We start from the raw sequence: 20,663 nt of genomic DNA, 5'->3' as shown, positions 1-20,663 counted from the left end.
GTTATTTCCTCCGCAACGTTACGCCGCCGGAAACCGCATCACCCTCTTTCTGTAACGCGTCCTGTTGCACAACATAATCTGCCGCCAGTGCGCTACGCAGTTTGTCGAAACTGGCAAAGTTTGCTGCCCGCAACTGAAGGTGGAGCGTCTGGCGTTTTTGATCAAAGGTGAAACCACGCATCTCGATGTCGGAAAGTGACGCCGTTTTCAGGGTGCTGGCAATCGCTGACAACTCTGCGAGCAGCCTGGTATCGTCGGCCTGCGGGCGATATTTTTTCAGCGCCATCGTCACCTGAGAGCGTAAATTCACAATCCGCTTCTGCTCCGGGAACAACGTTAAGAACTGTTTTTCCGCCTGGGCGCGGCTTTGCGCCACCTGTTCACTGACGCTCCATAACGTCACACCCCGTTCCACTGCCAGCGCAACCAGAATCAGCAATACCGGCAGAGCCATCACCCGCCAGCGCGCCCACTGTTTTCGGTAGCTGACGCGAGGCTGCCATGGTCCAGTTAGCAGGTTTCCTTCCGGTTCTCCATAAGTGGTAATAGCTGGCAGAGCCGTCACTGTCAGGCGTTCGGCGTCTGCCTCAGCCCATGCAGATAGCTCTTCTGGTTCAATGCCGACCACAGTTAGCGAAAGCGGTAAATCCTGCTCATTGAGCTGTGCGCGGAACATAACCGGAGCCAGCGCCCGCCCGGCGCTCCATCCCCGACATTCATCGATGCGGCAGATAACCCGTTGCGCATCGCCAGCCATAAATCCACAAGGAATGGACATCCAGTCCGGCGCGACGGTAGCGCGGGTGATGCCGTTTTCCTGCAACCACTGCGCAATGTTGCGCATATGCTGCTGGTGAATCACTGCCACGGTTGCCAGTTGCTGGTCGATTTTCAACGGGGCGAAATGCAGTTCATCGATATCCTGGTTCAGCTCTTCTTCCAGTAAGGCGGGCAGAATAGTCGGTATCTGCTTACGGAGGACATCAGGCAGTTCAACCTGCCAGACGCTGATCCATTCGCCGGGAATGTAGAGTCGAATCGCATCGGTTTGCAGCCATTGCTGAAGCTGTTCGTTGTCGACGTCAGGCCAGATACCGCACTCCACGTCGGGTGTACGGCGCTGCCAGCGGATGGGGTCGGTGGCGCAAAGCGGGAAAAAAATCTCAAGCATGGAACTCACTCACTTTCTCCTGTCTGATGCCAGAGAACCGAAAAGTGTTGTGGCCCCATGCGGACAATTAACGAGTTCATCGTCAGTTCAATCTCATTCACGGTGATATCCGAACGCAGCCAGAAGTAATTGCTGTCCACGCTCAGGACGGTTTTTAGCTGTTTTTTAGTACGCTCATCGACGTCAGCAAGTAGCGGCTGTGCAAGAAACTGATCGACATCTTCCCAACCCTTTGCCGGACGTTGTTGTAGTAACGCCCGCGCCTGAACAGGGCTTAACCACGGGTCAAACAGCGCCTCAAGAATTACGCTTTGCGTGACGTCTAAGGTGTTGATGTTGATTTGCTGGCGGGTCATCGGCAGCGCACAAACCAGCGGTTTCAGTTTTTGATAGAGTCCGGCGTCCATTCCCTGCACCACGCGCATTTCGCTGATATCGGCCAGCGGTTGATTCGCGGCATAGAACGGCACCGAGCGGGCGAGATACTCGCTGTCTTCACGCCCCAGACGCGTCTGCACGCTGCGATCTTCGTCAATAAACTCCCACAGGCTTTCGGCTATCAGTTCAGCTCGATAAGCAGGCACATCCAGGCGCGAGATCAGGGCAATCAACTGTTGTACCGCGATAGGACGCGACGCCGTCGTCGGCTGAGCGAGAGCATTCAGGTTAAAGCAGGCCTGTGCGTCACGCAGGGTGACGGCAATTTGCCCCTGCGGCAGAGGAAAAAAACGAGGGCCGGATGCCCACGGCTGCGCCAGATGCACGCGTTGTTCATTTTTCAGGCTCAGACTGAGCGCGCTCAGCGCCAGGCTTTCTGCACTGGCGCTGTACCACAGCGCCTGCTGGTACTCCTGCTGGCTGCGCGTTCGCCCAAGTTGTTGTTGCATCCGCCCGGAAAGCGTGATGGTTACCAGCATTATGACCGCCAGCAATATCAGCACCACGACCAGTGCCATTCCGCGTTTTGGTGGTGAGGTGATCATGATAATTGCGGCCCGCGTAACAACCAGATGCGTTCAATCTCGCCCCATTGCGGCGAATGCAGAGTCATGCGCACCGCCACAGGGATCGCCTGCCCTGACGACCAACTCTCCTGCCAGCGTGTGCCGTCGTAGAATTGCAAACGGAGCGAATCCGCCGGGATTAATTTTTGCGTTGTTGGCTTCACGATGCCTGCTGCATCGGTCAGCGGCCAGGCTAACCGTTCGAGATAACCGTCATGAATGCGGTAACCAACGGTAAGCAGATTACTGCGCGGCAGGCGCATCAACGGATTAACCACACCGCCACGTACAAAGCGCATCCCTTCACTCTCAGACGCCAGCACGCCAGCGCCAACCAGTAACGCCGGTTCCCGCTGCCCCTGCTCGCCTCTTACCGGGCGTGGCACCATTTGTGTCAGATCGTGGGTCAGAAAACTCATCGTTTGCTGCATGAGGTTTAGTTTTTGATCGTGTTCGGCGACGGCGCTATTCACGCGCGTAACGCCGTTTGTCACCTGCTGCGCCATCAGTGCCAGCGAGGCAAAAATGGCGATTGCCACCAGCATTTCCAGTAACGTGAAACCAGCGCGAGTCTTTTTCATTGCTGGCCTCCCACGGCGCTGAACCAGGCGCGTCGTGACTGAACCACCGACGAAAAGTCTTCGTGACGGCTGACTTCAATATCCACCGCCTGAAGCAGCGCGTTACCTGTATTCAGCGGTGTGGTTCGCCAGTACCAGCGGCTTCCTGCCATATCGCTCTCGCCCTGATGCCTGACCGCCCGTTGTTCGCGGGTCATCAGGTAAAGTAGAGCGGTCTGGTTTTCAGCTACCCAGCCAGCTACCGTTTTCTCCTCAAGAACTTGCTGATTACTCAGCGCACCGCTGGCAATTTGTAGTACCGCCGTGGCAGCCAGCGCAAAAATCGCCAGCGCGAGCATCACTTCCAGCAACGTAAATCCGCGCTTCATGGCATCCTCTCATCACATTGATTGAGGGATAACGCGCCATCGTGCGCCAGCTTTACCGCCCAACATGCGTTTTGCGCCGCCGAATAGAATCGCAGCGTAAACGGCGTGGCGGGTTCAAAAGGCGAAAAACGGATCTGCGGCGTCTTCTTTTTCGCCTCTTTTTGCAGCTCCAGTTCAATATCGTGCAGCGTCAGGCGACGACGTTGCAGCTCCAGCGCATATTCCTTCTGCCAGATATCACTTCCGGGTTGTAACAGCATCTGCACCTGTTTCGGCACCGTAACCTGTGCCGATAACCGGGTCGCAGAAACGGGCAACCACTGCCCCTGACGACGCTGCATAAACTGGTAGCCAGGCGGGTCGATTAACACACCGAGTGTCTGTCCTTCGATCACCGCCCTGTCCTTAAACTGCGCAAAGCGAGTCAGAAAATCCTGCGCCGCTTTTTTCGCGGGCGATTCAGAATCGGTCGCAAAAGTCTGTACCACGCCCACACTGGCAAGGCCGATAAGGAAAATCACCAGCATGATTTCCAGAAGAGTGAATCCGCGTTCAGGCACTGATTACTGAAACTCCTGCAAATTCCAGTTACCGATATCTGCGCCAGCGCCTTCTCCGTTTTCCTGACCATCCGCCCCTAAGGTGTAAACATCAAACATCCCTTTTTCACCGGGGCTGAGATACTGATAATCATTGCCCCACGGATCTTTTGGCAGTCGTTTAATGTATCCACCTGGACGGTAGTTGCGGGAATCCGCCATATTGGCCGGTTGCTGGATCAGCGCCTCAAGCCCCTGCTCGGTGGTCGGATAACGCCCGTTATCCAGTCGGTACATATCCAGCGCGTTTTCCAGTGCCACGATATCGCTGATGGCTTTTTGCCGATCCGCTTTCTCTTTGTTGCCCAACAGGTTAGGCACCACCAGACTTGCCAGAACGCCAAGAATAACAATCACCACCATCACTTCCAGCAGGGTAAAACCTGCCCGTGGTTTTTGTGTGCGGGATAATGAATTCATGTGATAACTCCGTAAATTACATTCCAACCATATTGTTCAGTTGCAGCATCGGCTCAAGGATGGCGATGACGATAAACAGCACCACGCCCGCCATCATCACCACCAGTGCCGGTTCAAACAGCCCTAACGCCAGTCCTACCTGGGTATCAAATTCCCGCTCCTGGTTGACTGCGGCCTGTTCAAGCATGGTTTCCAGCTCGCCGCTCTGTTCACCGGAGGCGATCATGTACAGCATCATCGGTGGGAACAGGCGAAGCTCCGCCAGCGCGGCGCGCAGACTGCTTCCTTCGCGGACGCGATCTGCCGCCAGCAGCAGTTGTTGCTCGACATAGCGATTTGCCGACACGGCGGCAGCGGTCTGAATGCCTTCCAGCAGCGGAACACTGCTGGCGGTGAGGATGCTTAACGTGCGGGAAAAACGCGCCGTATTCAGCCCGCGCGCAACACGCCCCGTCACGGGCAGGCGCAGCAAGGTTTTATCCCAGCGCAGGCGCATAGCAGGATTTTTGAGTAACCGTTGCCCCAGCACCAGAAGCCCCAGCAAACCTGCCAGCCAGTAAACGCCGCTGGCCTGTAACGCGTCGCTCATGGCGATAAGCGCGCGGGTGGAAGCGGGCAACGCGTGTCCGAGATGATCAAACTGTTCGATAATTTTCGGCACTACCGCCGTCAGCAAAATAGTAACCACGCCCGTTGCCACCACCAGCAATACCAACGGGTAGAGCATGGCCTGCAACAGTCGTGATTTCAGGCGCTGTCGCTGTTCGGTGTAATCCGCCAGACGATTGAGCACCACGTCGAGATACCCGGATTTTTCTCCGGCAGCCACCATCGAACAAAACAGGGAATCAAAGACGCGGGGATGTTCACGCAGGCTGTCCGACAGGGTATAACCTTCCTGAATCCGGCTGCGCAGCGCCATTCCGAGACTTTTCACATGCAGTTTTTCACTTTGCTCACTGACCGCCTGTAAGCAGGTTTCCAGCGGCATTGCTGCCTGTACTAACGTTGCCAGTTGGCGGGTGAACAGCGCCAGATCTGCCGCCGCCACGCGACGATGTGCGTGCCGCCGACGCTGCAACATTCCCCCTGCCGAAGCATTCATCCGGGCTTCAATGTGCACGGGAATGAGCTCTTTACCGCGCAACAACTGGCGGGCATGACGCGCGGAATCCGCCTCAATCATGCCTTTGGTTTTGCGACCATTACGTTCCAGCGCCTGATAGTAAAACAGTGCCATTACGCCTCCATGGTTACCCGCAGAACTTCATCGAGAGAGGTTTCTCCGGCGAGCACTTTCTCGATGCCGTTGCTGCGGATACCCGCAGAGTGTTGCCGGACATAACGTTCCAGCTCCAGTTCCCCGGCCTGACGGTGGATCAAATCACGCAATGTGGCATCCACCACGATCAGCTCATGGATGGCAGTACGTCCGCGAAAGCCTTTGTGATTACAGGCGGGACAGCCCTGCGGATGGTACAGCGTGACGGTTCGCGCATCGGTAATCCCCAGCAGGCGTTTTTCTTCGTCGGTGGCAGGCGCGGGCTGGCGGCAGTCGGTACACAGCGTGCGAACCAGTCGCTGCGCCATCACGCCCGTCAGACTGGAAGAGAGCAGGAAAGGCTCCACGCCCATATCCTGCAAACGCGTAATCGCCCCCACCGCCGTGTTGGTATGCAGCGTGGAAAGTACCAGGTGCCCAGTGAGCGACGCCTGAACAGCGATTTCTGCGGTTTCGGTATCGCGGATTTCACCGACCATCACCACATCCGGGTCCTGGCGCAAAATCGCGCGCAGGCCACGGGCGAAGGTCATGCCGACGCGGGTGTTGACCTGCGTCTGACCTATCCCTTCAATCATGTATTCGATGGGGTCTTCAACCGTGAGAATGTTGCGCGAGTGGTTGTTCAGCTCCTGCAATCCGGCGTACAGCGTGGTGCTTTTGCCGGAACCTGTCGGCCCCGTCACCAGAAAAATGCCGTGGGGTTTGTGCAGTAGCTGGCGCAACTGCGCGGTCAGTTCGTGACTTAAACCCAAACGTTCCAGCGTCAGGCGAGCCTGGTTTTTGTCCAGCAGTCGCAGCACCACGCGCTCGCCCCAGGCGGAAGGCATGGTGGAAACACGCACGTCAATCGCCCGACCGCCCAGCAGCAGCGCAATACGTCCATCCTGCGGCACGCGCTTTTCGGCAATGTCCAGCCGTGCCATCACCTTAATACGCGATACCAGCAGCGAGGCCAGTTTGCGCCCCGGACGCAGCATTTCATGTAATGTGCCGTCAACACGAAAACGGATCACCAGACTCTTTTCAAACGTCTCGATGTGGATATCCGAAGCGCCTTCTTTAATCGCCTCTGCCAGCATGGCGTTGATCAGTTTGATGATCGGCGCATCGTCGTCACTTTCCAGCAGATCTTCCGTTTCCGGCAGCTCTTCTGCGAGGGTAAAAAAGTCCTCGGCAGAACCGAGATCTTCCATCAGCTGGCGAGCCTCGGAAGAGTCCCGCTGCCAGACCGCATTCAGCCGCTGTTCAAATTCGGCCTCATCGATTTGCCGCAGCGTAAAGGGTGTGTTCAGCCCCCGCTGTAGCTCCTGCAAAACAGAGAGCGACAGCGGATGCACATGGAGGATCTCCAGCGACGCTTCGCACCATGCCACCAGGCTAAACCGGCGGCTGAAACTGTAGGGCAGACGCACGGTGTTAGCGGTGGTTTCCTGTGCTGCAGGCACCATTAACGCGTTCTCCCGGCATTGAGGAACGCGCGTACTTCCGGCGGTAAGGTCTGGTTTTGCGCTGGCAGTACCGGCTGCGCGGTGTGCGGCATCAGGCTTAAGCCTTGCTCATCGCGATAGATCTGCTCGGCGCGCATATAGTTATATTTGCGCTGCGACACGCCGTCTGCCGCCATACCGTCACGCAGAATGGTCGGGCGGATAAACACCATCAGGTTACGTTTTTCTTTTTTATCTGCCGTCGATTTAAACAAGTTACCAATCAATGGGATATCGCCAAGCAACGGCACTTTCGCCACACTTTCTCCCGCCTGGTCGTCCATCAGACCGCCAAGCACGATCAGCTCACCATCGTTAGCCAGCACGGTGGTTTTCAGTTTGCGCTCACCAAACACCACGTCGAGGCTGGTCTGTCCTTCCACCTTCGAGACTTCCTGCTCAATCACCATCTGTACCGCGTTACCTTCGTTAATCTGCGGCGTAACTTTCAGCATGATGCCGACTTTTTTCCTCTCTACGGTGTTGAAAGGATTGCTGTTATTGGAGCCAACGGTAGATCCGGTTAATACCGGAACATCCTGCCCCACCATGAAGAAGGCTTCCTGGTTGTCCAGCGTGGTGATGCTCGGCGTGGAGAGGACGTTCGAGCTGGAGTCATTTTTAACCGCCTGTACCAGCGCCATCCAGTCGCCTTTCACCACGCCAACCGCCGTACCGCTAAAGCCGGAAAGTAGCTGGGCGAGCGTGGAGAGATCGCCGTTGGTATCCGGGTTAATGGTGGTGGCACCGTTTTCGCTGATCACCGTGGAGCCTTTCTGCGGTTTCGCCTGAGAAATCGCCGCCCCCAGCGTGCCGATAGGGATCTGCGTGCCGTTGGCAAACTGCATTAATCCGGCATCTTTCGACGCCCACTGCACACCGAAGTTGATATTGCTGCCTTCGGCAACTTCCACGATCAACGCCTCGACATGCACCTGAGCACGGCGAATATCCAGTTGTTCAATCACGCTTTGCAGCGACTGCATGATGTCCTGCGGCGCGGTAACAATCAGGGCATTACTGTGTTTACTGGCGGCGATGGAGACAACCTCACGCCCGCTACCGACCGTGCCTTCCGCCTCTTCTTTAGCGGCGGTGAGCGTGCCGCTGACCTGTTTCAGAACATCGACCAGATCTTCGGCTTTGCTGTATTTGAGATAGAACACCTGGCTGTTGCCGCTGCGCTCCATTTCTGAGTCCAGACGACGGATCAGGCGGCGCATTTTATCCCGCGTGGCGGGATCGCCGCTGATAATCACGCTGTTGGTGCGTTCATCGGCGACAATCTGTGATTTCAGCGTCGCTGGCTGGTTCTCGCCGCTGTTTTTGGTCAGGCTTTCCAGCACGCGGGCAATTTCCGAAGCCGAGGCGTTATCCAGCGGGATCACCTCTTCAGTGCGATTTCCCGCGTGATCCACGCGCTGGATCACTTCCGTCAGCCGTTCCACAACCGAGGCGCGTCCGGTAAGCATAATCACGTTGGAGGGATCGTAATTAACAACGTTGCCTGAGCCTGCGCTGTCGATCATCTGGCGCAAAATCGGTGCCAGTTCGCGGACCGACACATTACGTACCGGCACTACTTTGGTGACCATTTCATCGCCCGCGTAGTTGTCGCTGCCTTCACCGACCAGCGGCAGCGGCTCGACTTTCGCGGCGCTGGATTTCACCACCTTCAGCACATCGTTTTCCATCGGTACGACGGCATACCCCTGCGCTTCCAGCAGGTTAAGGAATAGCTGGTAATACTGGCGTTCATTGAGCGGGGTCATGGTACGAATACTCACTTTCCCCTGCACGCCCGGCCCCATAATGATGGTTTTATTAAGGTTAGCGCCGACGGTTTCGATGAACGATTTCAGGTCGGTATCTTTAAAATTGGCGGTAAAGGTGGCTTCTTCCGCCCAGACCGGTGAACTACATAATGCCGCTGCCAGCACCAGCGGCAGTAAACGCTTTTTTGTTTTGAGGCCAGTTGTCTTCTTACGCCAGACCGACAACGTAATATCACGCCAAAACACGATGAATGATTCTCCTGGATTAAATGCGGTTAGCGCAGCGCGATGGAAATGTCGTAGCGCGCACCCTTGCGTAAAACCGTAAGTTGAATGGAATCCATTGAAGGTAACTGCCGCATCAGAGCAATCATTGCTCGTGGATCAGTAAAATCCTGCTGATTTAACGCAATGGCGATATCGCCTTCCTTGAAACCGCTGGCATCGAACAGAGAACGATCTGCCCCCGGTTTCACTGCATAACCGACAATCCCCTCCTTACGCACGGGCGTAAGCTGGATATAGTTAAAAATTTTCTGCGGATCTTTCGCCAGCGCCTGACGCACGGCAGCCGGGATCTCAACTGGCGCACTGACAGCAGGTTCAGCAACAGCTGGCTTTTCTTCGTCACTGACAGCTTTTTTGTTGGTCACGGCAACGGTGGAACGCTCCTCTTCTGCCAGACTGAGGCGCTCTATTTTTCCCTGATAGCGCAGCATCACATGGTCGCGGTTGATTTCCTCAATCACCGCGTTGTGAGAGCCAAGCGTTTCACCCTGCAAATAGACCTGCTGTTTGCCGCCTTCTTCAATAACCGCACCGGGTCTGGCACCAAAGGCGATCCCGCGCAGCACCACGTTAAGACGCGTTTCTGCCACCGGCGCTGGTTCGGGTTGTTTTACCGGCGCGGCGACGGGCTGATATTTGCCAAACCAGTTTTGCTGGCTGATTAATTGCACGTCTTTTTTATCGAACGTTTTTGCATCCGCACGTGCCGGTTTATTCGCCGATGGGGAAACCGCCGTATATTCCGCAGAAAAGGAGATATAGCGCCAGAGTGAATACGCCATTTTTGCAGAAATAATAAGCAGCACCAGCCAGAACATCGCGCGTACAATTTTTCGCAGATGCTCTTTGTCTGTATTAAGAGATTGTCTCTGGCTAAGAGTGTGACGAATTTTAGTCAGCCACTGAATGAGATAAATTCGTGCGTCACGAAAAACAACCCGCGCCAATTTATATACCCGACATTATGCTTTGACTATTCCACAGGTGGTACGATCCAGTTTCCGCTGATACTGGTTACCTGTACGTGTATCATTAATCGTTATGCTGTAATTAATTCCCTCAGTGATCATTAATTTCACCGTCGGGTCAGCGCACATTTGTCGTTGATAGCTGTTTAAAAAGGCGTCAGGCGTTTGCGTGGTTTGAGTACCCGCTTCGCTGATAATGGTCATTTTTACCGTCGCACCGCTACTTTGCGCCAGCACTAAGGTATATCCCGCAGATTTAATTGGCAGGTTTTGACTGATATTTTGCGCCTGTTTTTTCGCCAGTAAACTGGCGTTTTCATTATGGCTGGCGCAGCCACTTAATAATCCTGTAACGCTCAACAATAGCGATATTAATACCCTCCCTGGCATTTGTTTTATCGACATGGTAAATAATCTCTAAGGTTATTAATAAGAGTAAAAATGTCACTTCGATAATGACGTGGTTATCATTAAAACAATGCCTGTAGATAAAGTGTTGCTATACCGCCCAGACTTAAACACGGTCCAAAAGGCAGTGTGGTTGATCCTCTTTTTGTAATAACGGCATATATCAGGCCGCAGCATGAGGCGATTAAAGCAACATTGGGCAGCGACAACGCCCCCACCCAGCCACCTAAAGCGGCGAAGAGTAATACATCGCCCATGCCTAATGCTTCTTTACGCAGAACTATTCCGGCTATCCAGCGCAGCGAGTAAAAAGTGATAAACCCCACCAGTACGCCGGTGACTGCGTCTTGTAGCGTTAACGGACTCTGCTGCGCCCATGCCGCAATCAGCCCCGTCCACAATACGCCCTGAGTAAAGACATCGGGCAGCCATTGGTTATCGAGGTCGATGACACTCGCGGCAATCAGCCAGGCGGATAATATCATCACCGCCAGCCCCCATCCACTTTCCGGCCAGACCAGACTCGCCAGCAAAAAAGCGAGTGCCGTCAATAACTCCACCAGCGGATAACGCTTGCTGATTTTCGCCTGACAGTCACGGCAGCGCCCTTTGAGCATCAGCCAAGAGAGCAGCGGAATGTTGTCACGAACGCGGATGGTCTGCTGACAATGCGGACAGTGCGAACGTGGCAGCGCCAGGCTTATTTTTGACTGCGCACTCGGCGTTTCACCCTGAAACTCCGCCATTTGTTGGCGAAGCATGATGGGGTAACGCCAAATCACCACATTCAAAAAACTGCCGATGATTAATCCACCAACGGTTGCCAGGATGGGCATCACCGCTGGATATTGCTGAAAAACATCAAAATGCATGGTTAAAGGTTATGTGTTGTAACTTGCCGGATGCGGCGTAAAACGCCTTATCCGGCCTACAGGTATCTGCCAACGCAAGTAATTGCGGCTTTCCCTGTAGCTCCGATAAGTTGGCGCATCGGGCATATGTGTTAACCCGATGCGCCTTATTTCATGCCTACAGGCTTACTCGGCTGACATCTTATGCTCGGTAACCTTGTTAATGGTTTCCGGCCCTTGCTGCGGTTTCGGCAGACCAAGCGCCGCGAGCGTGTTGTAAGCCGACTGGCTCACGCCGCCCTCGAAGCTCATCTCGCTCGCCCCCGGAAGCTGGTAAGCATTCGCGCCCGGATTCCATTTCTTAAAGAACTCCGAAAGATCCGCCTGTGCGACCCAGGAGGCACACAGCATCAGCGTGTCCGCAGCGTTACCGTTGGATTCGGCACAGTAATTTTTTTCGCCAAACTTAGTTTTACCAACCTCATCGCCGCGCGCTTTACGGTGCATCAACTGGAACAGGTTCCAGCCTTTCATCCCTTCACGATCGCTGTAGAACGCTGGCAGTTGCCCCTCTGGATACCAGTTCTTGATATCAAAGTTTTTCTCTGCCCACTCCTTCAGCTGTGCGTACATCAGCAGACGGTCACCCGCACCGCCGCGTGCCCATGCCTGACCGTTGCTCTCCTCCAGATATTCCGGCGCAACGGTAATATCGTCAGCGACACGGTTCATCTTGCCGAGATAGCGATCCTGCATGTACAGCGCCAGCACGTTGTTCGCTACTTCAGTTGCGCCCGGTACAGTCAGCGGCGTTTCTGCAGCGTTGTGCCCTACTTCGTGCCAGATCAGCCAGTCGTTCAGCGGCGTCGTCGGCAGCGTGGTGCTGTTCGTCGAGAAGCTGCTGTTCATTACCGGATAACCAGAGTGCGCATCACCAATGGAGATCTGCACATCGTTGGCGAAACGATGTTTGTGACCCGTCAATGCTTTATAGGTAAACATCCGGTGCTTACCTTGCTCGCCATCACGACCGTAGAAGTCATTCATCGAGCTGGCAAAAGTATCCAGATCTTTAGCGAATTCTGCTACGCCACCAGTGAAATTGCTGGCCTCAAGGTTCTTCTTCGGCGTGGTATAGACGAAAGAGTCTGACTCCAGCTCACCCAACGGCGCCGGTGAGTTCAGAGCGTTTTTCCATTTACCGTCTTTATAGAACGGCGCTTTTACTACTCCGGTAAAGGTGAAGCTGGCAGATTTATTATTCTCCTTGCTGTCGCCCTTGATATAAATCAGACCACCGTAAGGAACCGTAAACTTCACCGTACCATTAGCCTCCAGAGTATACGTTTTAGTCACTCTTGGCGGACGGTTCAGAGCAACTTCATGCTTCTCACGTCCGGTAAGGTCGTCGGCCAGCGCCACGGTGACAGTCACAGGAACGTCCGCATTGGACTTAATGGTGACCTCTTTTTGAGCCGGAGCCCACAGACCAGTAGACTGCATGTTACCCGCAAACCATTTGGTCGGATTCGAGTACAGGCTGATGGTTTCAGTAACATTCTCAACTTCAGCCGATACTGCTCCCGGATACTTCTCGACATCAACTTTGATGTTCAGATCCCACCAGGAACGCCCCAGCATCAGGCGCGTCAGCGGTTTTTCCATATAGTTGAGCGGATAGCTTGGGTTCATCATCCCCGCTTTGGCAGTATTATCTCCGTAGATCATCTTGTTATCGACAAGCGATTGTTTCAGCTCTGCGGAGCACTGCGTGCCTTTGGTGTAAGCATTGTTGGCGTAGCAGTTCAGGAACTCGGTGAACGTTTTAAAGCCCAGCTCGTCATCCTTGCTGCTGTCATAGCTGTATTCAATTTCATTCCACAGCCAGACCGACATGTTCTGGTACAGACGTTCCAGATCGACGCTGCTCAGACGCTCACCTTTGCGACCATTGGTACGGAAATAAAGCTCGTGTTGATACAGGCGCTGAATGTTGGTGCCTAAATCCGCCGCCTGCACCATCGCTTTCGCGGTGTCGGCGCTGAGATTCAGTTGCGTATAGCGCGGAACAAACATGCCCCCGGTTACCGGAACACCCGTGCCAGGGCGATGTTCCAGGCAGTTGACCTCGTAGTGGTAAGTCGAATCAGTACACTCTTTCAGCCCCGGGAACGCGGCGAAAATTTTCTCCTTCGCAGCCTTCAGAGAATCCTCCGTTTTATGATCGGCTTCATCAATAAAGGCATAACGCGTTTCCTGTTTGCCATCTACATCTTCCAGCCAGCTGGCAACTTCCAGCTTCGGTTTGTCATCAGGTTTGTTTTCTACCTGATATTTCCACTTAACTTCCCCTGTATCACTATCGATGGTGTACGGCAGCGCACCGTCTACGGCAGGATAACGTTCATAGACCCAAATGCCCGTTGCGCGCTGCTGACGAACGCGATCCGGATACCCTTGAGGATCGTTATTCACCACCGACTTGTTCAGTGCCATTGACAGGCCTGCGGCATCAAGCAGACGCACAAAGCCGGACGCGCTCTCTTCCTTAAGATTGCTCATCACGTTTTCCATGATCAGCACCGATCCGCCTTTGTTCAGATAGGCGATCAGATCCGTCACATCCTGCTGAGTCAGCTTCGGTTTGCTGGTATCTGCACGCAGCGGGATTGCATAGGGATCGTTACCCACCTGAGTCACATACTCAAAGCCGTTGAGGATCAGCAGCGGCATTTTCTGCGGATCGAGATCGCCATAGCTACTTAAATGCTCAACGGAGATACCCGTAAAATCCGGATGGAAGCCGAACTCAGCACTGTTTCCTGTAACCTGACCATGACGTTTGAAATAGACGGTATCCAGGTTGGTGCCCACGGTCATGCTGGTTTTCGCGTCTGGAGTCCAGCTATTGTTAGACAGATAGCGCAACACGTTCTGCATAAAGTGCTTCATGTCATTTGAATCACCGTTACGCATACACTGACCGTTTTTATCAACACCGCCTTCCCAGCTGTAACCGTTCGGGCAACGCAGGATGCTGTTGTAGTGCGGGTTACCGATAACCATCAGTTTGCCCTCACCAACTTGCCCCAGCGAGATAAACGGCAGGTTGAAGGTGGCAGTTTCGCGTGTCACGTTCTCCGGTCGCACAATGGAAGGCGCTTCCGTAATGTACGCCAGCTCGTTTTTATCCCAGGCGCGTTTTTCGCCAAACGCCAGCCAGTAGTTTTTATCATTACGCGCCATCAGAATCGGGAATGCCGCGTTGGAGATATTCACCACCGCCTGACCGCGCGCATTACCGGTGCTACCATAGAAGTTGGTAGAGTCATGGAAAACGTGGAATTTCGTCACTGATTTGTAATCTTTATCCACACCCCACAGCTTGTTGATAACGCCCTGAATCTGACCTTCGTTAACATTGCGTGCAGTCAACGAGAACCAACGTTGAGAGTTGCAGCCCCCAAGGGAGTCACAAATCGCCGTATCAATCTCTTTAGCCTGCCCGGATTTAAGTTGCTCAAGAAATTCGTTCTTCCGCTCAAAGGTTTGATCGCCTTCGCTCAACGTCTCGCCATTGGATAACGAGAGATTGATAATCTCGTTGATCACGTTGGGATACTCGGCAAAGACCTGGCGCACTACATCCGGCACTTCACGCTCATCATTTTTTCCGGCCTGGGAGTAACGATGAATAAGTTGATCGATATTTGCCCCGCGAACTTCATCGCCCAGTTCCGTCAGTGCAATAGTCGACTTATTGCCGCGTACTGAGCCCAGTTCAAAGGTGTCGATGCCAAAGGAGATGGTTTCACCCCAGCTGAAGTTGAATTTGCCGTTTTCACCAGTTACGCCACGGCCTGAGCTGGTGTAGTAATTTACGCCAACCACACCATTGCCCAGGCTGTCGACCAGTCGACCTTCAGAAAGAATGATTTCCGTAGGTTGATACTGATAAAACTGTTCCGCGTTAGCCGACACGAAGGAAGCGTTCAGATCCGGCTTTGTTCCCGGCGTCGTGACGGGCACTACCGGTGAAGTATGAGTGGATGGCGCCTTATCGGTCGCGGCATTGTTTTCCACCTCTTCATTGACCAGCTTTTTGAACTCTTCCGGAGTCAGATCGATTTGCTTATACAGCGAGTCGAAGCGTTTACTCTCGATCACCGAGGAGAACGTCAGGCAAACCTGTTCTGTATCCGCCGGACAACTGTTCATGGAGGTTACCAGCGAGAGCGCATTGCTTTTCTTGTCGTCGGACTCCGCCAGTTCTTGCGAGTCCTCAAGGCTAAACGACACTTTTTCAACCGCACGCAGGCTACGCGCAGCTTCTGACTGAGTGTTGAAGGTGGCAATTGTCGTGTTACCCGCTACGCAAGTAACGTCCTCGCCAGGTGTAAAAGTAAAGCCGTCGCTGGATTCACCATTACATTTAGCACCGATTACCCGCTGGCTTCCGCCCAGGGTCAGATAACCCGTTTTCGTAGGAACAGGTTCTGGCTCCGGTTCTGGCGTTGGCTCTGGATCAGGTGTCGGGTCCGGAGTAGGTTCAGGCTCCGGCGTCGGCTCCGGGTTTGGTGTTGGATCAGGTTTCACTTCCGGCAAAGACCCTGTTCCAGAATCTACAGGCGGAGTATCGGAGGACGATCCTGAACCACCGCCATCACAACCGGCTAACAAGGTTGCGCTTAAAATAGCCGCTAAAAGCGATTTCTTATATTTAAATTTCTTATTCATTAATAACGCAAGTGACAAAATAAAGTTAAAAGATTCGTAACTGGGGAAATAGTTTTATGCTTTATCTTCTCTAATAATTTCCTCCATTCTTAAGAAAACTGCATTATTGATAACGAAACAGGTAAAATTTATAAGAATATCCCCTATACGATGTCAGTCGGGGTATTTATCAAAAGATTTAACAAACAAAAAAGTAACAATTATTCACAATGTGACTATCTCAAGTTGTTGATAGTTTTAACGATTGCGATTGCAAAAGCAACAGATAGCACGGTGTTTACTCATCAAGCGAACATAATTAATACAGACTTGTTTTGCGGGACAAAAAAATAGATATTCTCACGCGCTTAATTATTTAGCGGGTTATCTGAACACAAAACATTATTGCCGCATAGATAATAAATCGGGAAATGATTTTTTAATTAATAAGACAGAATAATGTAACCAGAAAAGAATGAAGCCGGATGGTATTGACGATCATCCGGCTTTGTTGACTTACGAGACTAACATTCCGGTAAACACATACGCCTGCAACAGCGTGATAATGCCAATAACGCTGGCAAAGATCAGACTGTGTTTCACAGTGTAGCGGAACAGTTCAGATTCTCGGCCCACCATGCCTGTTGCGGCGCACGCCACGGCGATAGATTGCGGAGAGATCATCTTGCCGGTCACGCCGCCGCTGGTGTTTGCTGCCACCAGCAGGGTGTCAGAGACGTTGATTTGCTGCGCGGTGGTTGATTGCAGTGAACCAAACAGGGCATTCGAGGATGTGTCCGAGCCGGTAAGGAATACCCCCAGCCAGCCAAGGAACGGTGAGAAGAACGGGAACATCACGCCAGTGCCCGCCAGTACCAGCGCCAGCGTGGTAGACATGCCGGAATAGTTGGTCACGAAAGCAAATGCCAGCACCATGCCAATCGACAATATCGGCCACTTCAGGCTAATTAGCGTTTCGGCAAAGACGCCAATGCCTTTCTTGATCCCCACGCCGAGAATGAAGATAGAGATAATCGCCGCAATAAAAATAGCGGTGCCGCCAGCAGAGAGGGGGTCGAATTTAAACACCGCATCCATTGGCGTTGGCTGGGCGACAATGGGTGCCGCTTTCAACACTTGTTGATGCAAATGAGGGATCTGGAAATTAATCACCAGCGAATAAAACGCGCCGCCCGGAGCAAATAACGCTTTAAATGGCTTCATCGTCCAGATGGTGACCAGCACCGTTAAGATTAAAAAGGGTGACCAGGCGCGAATGATTTGCCCCAGACTATATTCTGAAGGCACGGGACCGCCAGAAGACGGTTTATTCACCACCATCGCACCTGCGGATTGCCCCATGCTGATTGCCGTTTCGGTATTTTTCGGTCGCCAGACTTTAAGGAATAAAGAAAGTGAGACGATACTCACCAGCGCCGAAGTAATATCCGGCAGTTCAGGACCAATGTAGTTAGAGGTAAAGAACTGGGTAACCGCAAAGCTACCACCCGCAACCAGCGCCGCTGGCCACGTCTCTTTCACCCCTTTCCAGCCGTCCATCATCGCCACCAGCCAGAACGGTACAAGAACTGACAGGAACGGTAACTGACGTCCCGCCATTGCACCGATGTCGAACGGATCGATTCCCGTTACCTGACCGGCGACCAGAATCGGCACGCCCAACGCTCCAAACGCCACCGGCGCAGTGTTGGCAATCAGGCACAGCCCCGCCGCGTATAACGGTTTGAAGCCCAGCCCCACCAGCAACGCCCCCGTAATCGCCACCGGTGCACCAAAGCCAGCCGCCCCCTCCAGCAGCGCGCCAAAGGAGAAACCAATCAGTAGTACCTGCAAACGTTGATCGTCGGTGATGGAGATAACCGAGCTGCGGATAATATCAAACTGCCCGCTGGCAACGGTTAATTTATAGAGGAATACCGCTGCGACAATAATCCACGCAATCGGCCATAAGCCATAAATAAAGCCATATCCCGCAGCAGCAAATGCCATATCAATCGGCATTTTAAAGGCGAATATCGCAATCAATATCGATAATATAAGGGTTATTGCTCCGGCGACATGTCCTTTCAGACGTAATACCGCGAGTGCAACGAAGAAGAATATTATCGGGATCAAGGCGACCAGAGCGGATAGCCCCAGTCCTCCCATCGGCATATACATTTGGGTCCAGGTAACCATATTGTTCAGTCTCTTATTATCTTTATATGCTTGATATACTTAAGGTTGTAATAAGCAAAAGAGGACTGAACTGTAAAATATAGGGGTTATACTTTACAGCAACAGCACGCCGCTAACGCAATTGCTACCTCTGGCATAACAAGTATATCGGGTAAGGGTTTCTGTTCCGCACACGCAGGCGCAGAGTATCGTTAAGATGTCCATATTGTTGTTTTAATCCCGCTAGTGATGCGCTACGGGTATTTAATATTGTTAAACCCTGATAATCGCTCCGGTTATTTCCGGGATAAATGTACTACCGCAGTAACTATAATAGCCCCGACAATAAAACTTGCCGGGGCTTTTGCTATTGCTATTAATGACTTTCTTTTTCGCGTAAACGCCAGGCGTGTAATAACGGTTCGGTATAACCGTTTGGCTGTTTCACGCCGAGGAAGATTAAATCACTGGCGGCTTTAAAGGCACACGAGTTAGCGAAATTCCCCACCATCGGACGATACGCCGGATCGCCAGCGTTTTGCTGATCCACCACTTTCGCCATATTCTCCAGCGACGCCTGCACCTGTTCTTTAGTCAGAATACCGTGACGTAACCAGTTGGCGATATGCTGGCTGGAGATGCGCAGCGTTGCACGGTCTTCCATCAGCGCCACGTTGTGAATATCCGGCACTTTTGAACAACCAATCCCCTGCTCCACCCAGCGCACCACATACCCCAGAATACCCTGTACGTTGTTGTCCAGCTCTTGTTGGATCTCTTGCGCCGACCAGTTAGCGTTTTCAGCAACCGGAATGGTCAGCAGATCGTCCAGCAGCGGTTCAAATTCAGCATTGAACTCTGTGTTGGCAATGTTGGCTTGCACGCTCTGTACGTTGGTTTGATGGTAGTGTAGCGCATGGAGCGTAGCGGCGGTCGGCGACGGAACCCAGGCCGTGTTCGCCCCGGCACGCAGCTGATCGCCCTTCTGGCTGTACATGTCTGCCATCAGATCCGGCATTGCCCACATACCTTTACCGATTTGCGCTTTACCGCGCAGCCCGCAGAACAGACCAGACAGCACGTTATTACGCTCGTAGGCTTTGATCCACGGCGTCGATTTCATCTGGTTTTTACGCAACATCGGCCCCGCTTCCATCACCGAATGCATCTCATCACCGGTACGGTCGAGGAAGCCGGTGTTGATGAACGCCACGCGGTTGCGCGCCTGGGCGATGCAGCTACGCAAGTTCAGCGAGGTTCGGCGTTCTTCATCCATAATGCCCATTTTCAGGGTATTCGGCGCCATGCCGAGCATTGTCTCAATGCGGGTAAACAGTTTGTTGGCGAACGCCACTTCCTGCGGACCGTGCATTTTCGGTTTCACAATATAGACGCTGCCGGTACGCGAGTTTTTCTGCACTTTTAAATCATAGAGGGCAATCGCGCCTGTCATGACACCATCAAGAATGCCTTCCGGGATTTCATTGCCTTCGCTGTCCCAAATCACAGGAATGGTCATCAAATGACCCACGTTGCGGATAAACAGCAGCGAGCGCCCGTGCAGAGAAATTTCAGAGCCGTCGGCAGCAGTGTACTGACGATCGTCATTCAGTTTACGCACGATTTGCCGACCGTTTTTCTCCATCTTCTCTTGCAGAGTGCCCTGCATCAGCCCCAGCAGGTTGCGGTACAGCAGGATTTTATCTTCCGCATCAACCGCAGCGACCGAATCTTCGCAGTCGAGAATGGTACTGATGGCAGCTTCGACGATAACATCGTTGATGTGCGCCGGATCGTCTTTGCCAATCCGCCCGTTGGCATCGATTTGCAGCTCGATATGCAAACCGTTATTTTTCAGCAAAATGCAGCCCGGCGCAGCGGCATCACCACGATAACCGACAAACTGCGCCGGGGTACGTAACGTGGTTTCCGTGCCATTTTTCAACTGGATACGTAATTGTTTATCGACCACGCTAAACGCCACCGCATCCTGATAGCTGCCATTTTCCAGCGGCAGTGATTCGTCGAGAAAACGCCGAACCCAGGCGATAACCTGCTCGCCGCGCTGCGGATCGTAGCCGCTGACCATCGCCCCTTCCTGCGGGATGATGTCGCTGCCGTATAACGCATCGTACAGTGAGCCCCAGCGAGCGTTCGCCGCGTTCAGCGCGTAGCGGGCATTCATTGCCGGAACCACCAGCTGTGGCCCCGCCTGACTGGTAATTTCACTGTCGATGCCCGTGGTTTCCACCGTCACGTGCTCCGGTTGCGGCACCAGGTAGCCCAGTTCACGCAGGAAAGATTTATAGGCCGCTTTGTCTTTTACCGGCCCCGGATTGCTGCGATGCCACTCGTCGAGCGCCGCCTGAATGCGATCGCGTTCTACCAGCAACTGACGATTTTCTGGCGCCAGATCGTGAACAATCTCATCAACATTGCGCCAGAACGCGGCAGCATCCAGTTCCACACCCGGTAAAACTTCTTCATCCACAAAACGTTTAAAATTGGCGTCAATGCGTAAACGGCCCTGGGTTATGGTCTCACTCATTATTTATCTCCTCGTT

At 53.3% G+C, this 20,663-nt stretch carries 15 protein-coding genes; all 15 read right to left on the bottom strand.

Annotated features, from left to right (window positions below):
* Window position 1 precedes the first annotated feature (1 nt).
* The 15 genes from gspL to glcB all read right to left on the bottom strand — a co-directional run bounded on the left by gspL (window position 2) and on the right by glcB (window position 20,647).
* Window positions 2-1,180, bottom strand: a complete 1,179-nt coding sequence (gspL, locus tag HEN21_RS12125) for a type II secretion system protein GspL (RefSeq protein WP_176251959.1) — start codon at window positions 1,178-1,180, stop codon at window positions 2-4.
* Complete coding sequence (gene gspK / locus HEN21_RS12120) at window positions 1,177-2,154, bottom strand: type II secretion system minor pseudopilin GspK (protein ID WP_176251958.1); 978 nt, start codon at window positions 2,152-2,154, stop codon at window positions 1,177-1,179. Before gspK ends, gspL begins: the two co-directional genes overlap by 4 nt.
* Window positions 2,151-2,756, bottom strand: coding sequence for a type II secretion system minor pseudopilin GspJ (gspJ, locus tag HEN21_RS12115; protein ID WP_176251957.1), 606 nt, complete (start codon window positions 2,754-2,756; stop codon window positions 2,151-2,153). Before gspJ ends, gspK begins: the two co-directional genes overlap by 4 nt.
* Window positions 2,753-3,124: a type II secretion system minor pseudopilin GspI gene (gene gspI / locus HEN21_RS12110; RefSeq protein WP_176251956.1), complete on the bottom strand. Its 372-nt coding sequence runs from the start codon at window positions 3,122-3,124 to the stop codon at window positions 2,753-2,755. Before gspI ends, gspJ begins: the two co-directional genes overlap by 4 nt.
* On the bottom strand, window positions 3,121-3,684 hold the full coding sequence (gspH, locus tag HEN21_RS12105) for a type II secretion system minor pseudopilin GspH (RefSeq protein ID WP_176251955.1): 564 nt from the start codon (window positions 3,682-3,684) through the stop codon (window positions 3,121-3,123). The genes gspI and gspH overlap by 4 nt, the downstream gene beginning before the upstream one ends.
* Window positions 3,685-3,687: 3 nt before the next feature.
* Complete coding sequence (gene gspG / locus HEN21_RS12100; RefSeq protein ID WP_001087292.1) at window positions 3,688-4,143, bottom strand: type II secretion system major pseudopilin GspG; 456 nt, start codon at window positions 4,141-4,143, stop codon at window positions 3,688-3,690.
* A 16-nt stretch (window positions 4,144-4,159) separates the two neighbouring features.
* Window positions 4,160-5,383 carry a type II secretion system inner membrane protein GspF gene (gspF, locus tag HEN21_RS12095; protein WP_176251954.1) on the bottom strand — a complete coding sequence of 408 codons (1,224 nt, stop codon included), beginning with the start codon at window positions 5,381-5,383 and terminating at the stop codon, window positions 4,160-4,162.
* A complete protein-coding gene (gspE, locus tag HEN21_RS12090; protein WP_176251953.1) occupies window positions 5,383-6,876 on the bottom strand; it encodes a type II secretion system ATPase GspE in 1,494 nt (497 codons plus the stop codon). The genes gspF and gspE overlap by 1 nt, the downstream gene beginning before the upstream one ends.
* The gene (gene gspD, locus HEN21_RS12085; protein WP_105285761.1) at window positions 6,876-8,936 is read right to left on the bottom strand and encodes a type II secretion system secretin GspD; all 2,061 of its coding nucleotides are present in this window, start codon (window positions 8,934-8,936) and stop codon (window positions 6,876-6,878) included. Before gspD ends, gspE begins: the two co-directional genes overlap by 1 nt.
* Before the next feature lie 29 nt (window positions 8,937-8,965).
* The gene (gspC, locus tag HEN21_RS12080; protein WP_176251952.1) at window positions 8,966-9,925 is read right to left on the bottom strand and encodes a type II secretion system protein GspC; all 960 of its coding nucleotides are present in this window, start codon (window positions 9,923-9,925) and stop codon (window positions 8,966-8,968) included.
* A 15-nt stretch (window positions 9,926-9,940) separates the two neighbouring features.
* Window positions 9,941-10,351, bottom strand: coding sequence for a type II secretion system pilot lipoprotein GspS-beta (gene gspS2 / locus HEN21_RS12075; RefSeq protein WP_176251951.1), 411 nt, complete (start codon window positions 10,349-10,351; stop codon window positions 9,941-9,943).
* Window positions 10,352-10,416: 65 nt separating this feature from the next.
* Window positions 10,417-11,226 carry a prepilin peptidase PppA gene (gene pppA / locus HEN21_RS12070; RefSeq protein ID WP_176251950.1) on the bottom strand — a complete coding sequence of 270 codons (810 nt, stop codon included), beginning with the start codon at window positions 11,224-11,226 and terminating at the stop codon, window positions 10,417-10,419.
* A gap of 165 nt (window positions 11,227-11,391) precedes the next feature.
* Window positions 11,392-15,942 carry a lipoprotein metalloprotease SslE gene (sslE, locus tag HEN21_RS12065; RefSeq protein WP_176251949.1) on the bottom strand — a complete coding sequence of 1,517 codons (4,551 nt, stop codon included), beginning with the start codon at window positions 15,940-15,942 and terminating at the stop codon, window positions 11,392-11,394.
* 495 nt (window positions 15,943-16,437) lie between these two features.
* Window positions 16,438-18,120 (bottom strand): glycolate permease GlcA, encoded by a 1,683-nt coding sequence (gene glcA / locus HEN21_RS12060; protein WP_000259282.1) that lies wholly within the window; start codon window positions 18,118-18,120, stop codon window positions 16,438-16,440.
* 355 nt (window positions 18,121-18,475) lie between these two features.
* The gene (glcB, locus tag HEN21_RS12055) at window positions 18,476-20,647 is read right to left on the bottom strand and encodes a malate synthase G (protein ID WP_176251948.1); all 2,172 of its coding nucleotides are present in this window, start codon (window positions 20,645-20,647) and stop codon (window positions 18,476-18,478) included.
* Between the last annotated feature and the right edge of the window lie 16 nt (window positions 20,648-20,663).

This window comes from Escherichia sp. 93.1518 (assembly GCF_013368915.2).
Taxonomy (GTDB): domain Bacteria; phylum Pseudomonadota; class Gammaproteobacteria; order Enterobacterales; family Enterobacteriaceae; genus Escherichia; species Escherichia ruysiae.
Note: the sequence above shows the minus strand (reverse complement) of the source record. Positions and strands in the feature narration are given on the sequence as shown.

Excerpts from the sequence above, each read along its gene's own strand:
- gspE (WP_176251953.1), bottom strand. The coding sequence starts at position 6,876 with ATGGTGCCTGCAGCACAGGAAACCACCGCTAACACCGTGCGTCTGCCC.
- gspS2 (WP_176251951.1), bottom strand. The coding sequence starts at position 10,351 with ATGTCGATAAAACAAATGCCAGGGAGGGTATTAATATCGCTATTGTTG.
- glcB (WP_176251948.1), bottom strand. The coding sequence starts at position 20,647 with ATGAGTGAGACCATAACCCAGGGCCGTTTACGCATTGACGCCAATTTT.
- gspK (WP_176251958.1), bottom strand. The coding sequence starts at position 2,154 with ATGATCACCTCACCACCAAAACGCGGAATGGCACTGGTCGTGGTGCTG.
- gspF (WP_176251954.1), bottom strand. The coding sequence starts at position 5,383 with ATGGCACTGTTTTACTATCAGGCGCTGGAACGTAATGGTCGCAAAACC.
- gspG (WP_001087292.1), bottom strand. The coding sequence starts at position 4,143 with ATGAATTCATTATCCCGCACACAAAAACCACGGGCAGGTTTTACCCTG.
- sslE (WP_176251949.1), bottom strand. The coding sequence starts at position 15,942 with ATGAATAAGAAATTTAAATATAAGAAATCGCTTTTAGCGGCTATTTTA.
- glcA (WP_000259282.1), bottom strand. The coding sequence starts at position 18,120 with ATGGTTACCTGGACCCAAATGTATATGCCGATGGGAGGACTGGGGCTA.
- pppA (WP_176251950.1), bottom strand. The coding sequence starts at position 11,226 with ATGCATTTTGATGTTTTTCAGCAATATCCAGCGGTGATGCCCATCCTG.
- gspJ (WP_176251957.1), bottom strand. The coding sequence starts at position 2,756 with ATGAAAAAGACTCGCGCTGGTTTCACGTTACTGGAAATGCTGGTGGCA.
- gspI (WP_176251956.1), bottom strand. The coding sequence starts at position 3,124 with ATGAAGCGCGGATTTACGTTGCTGGAAGTGATGCTCGCGCTGGCGATT.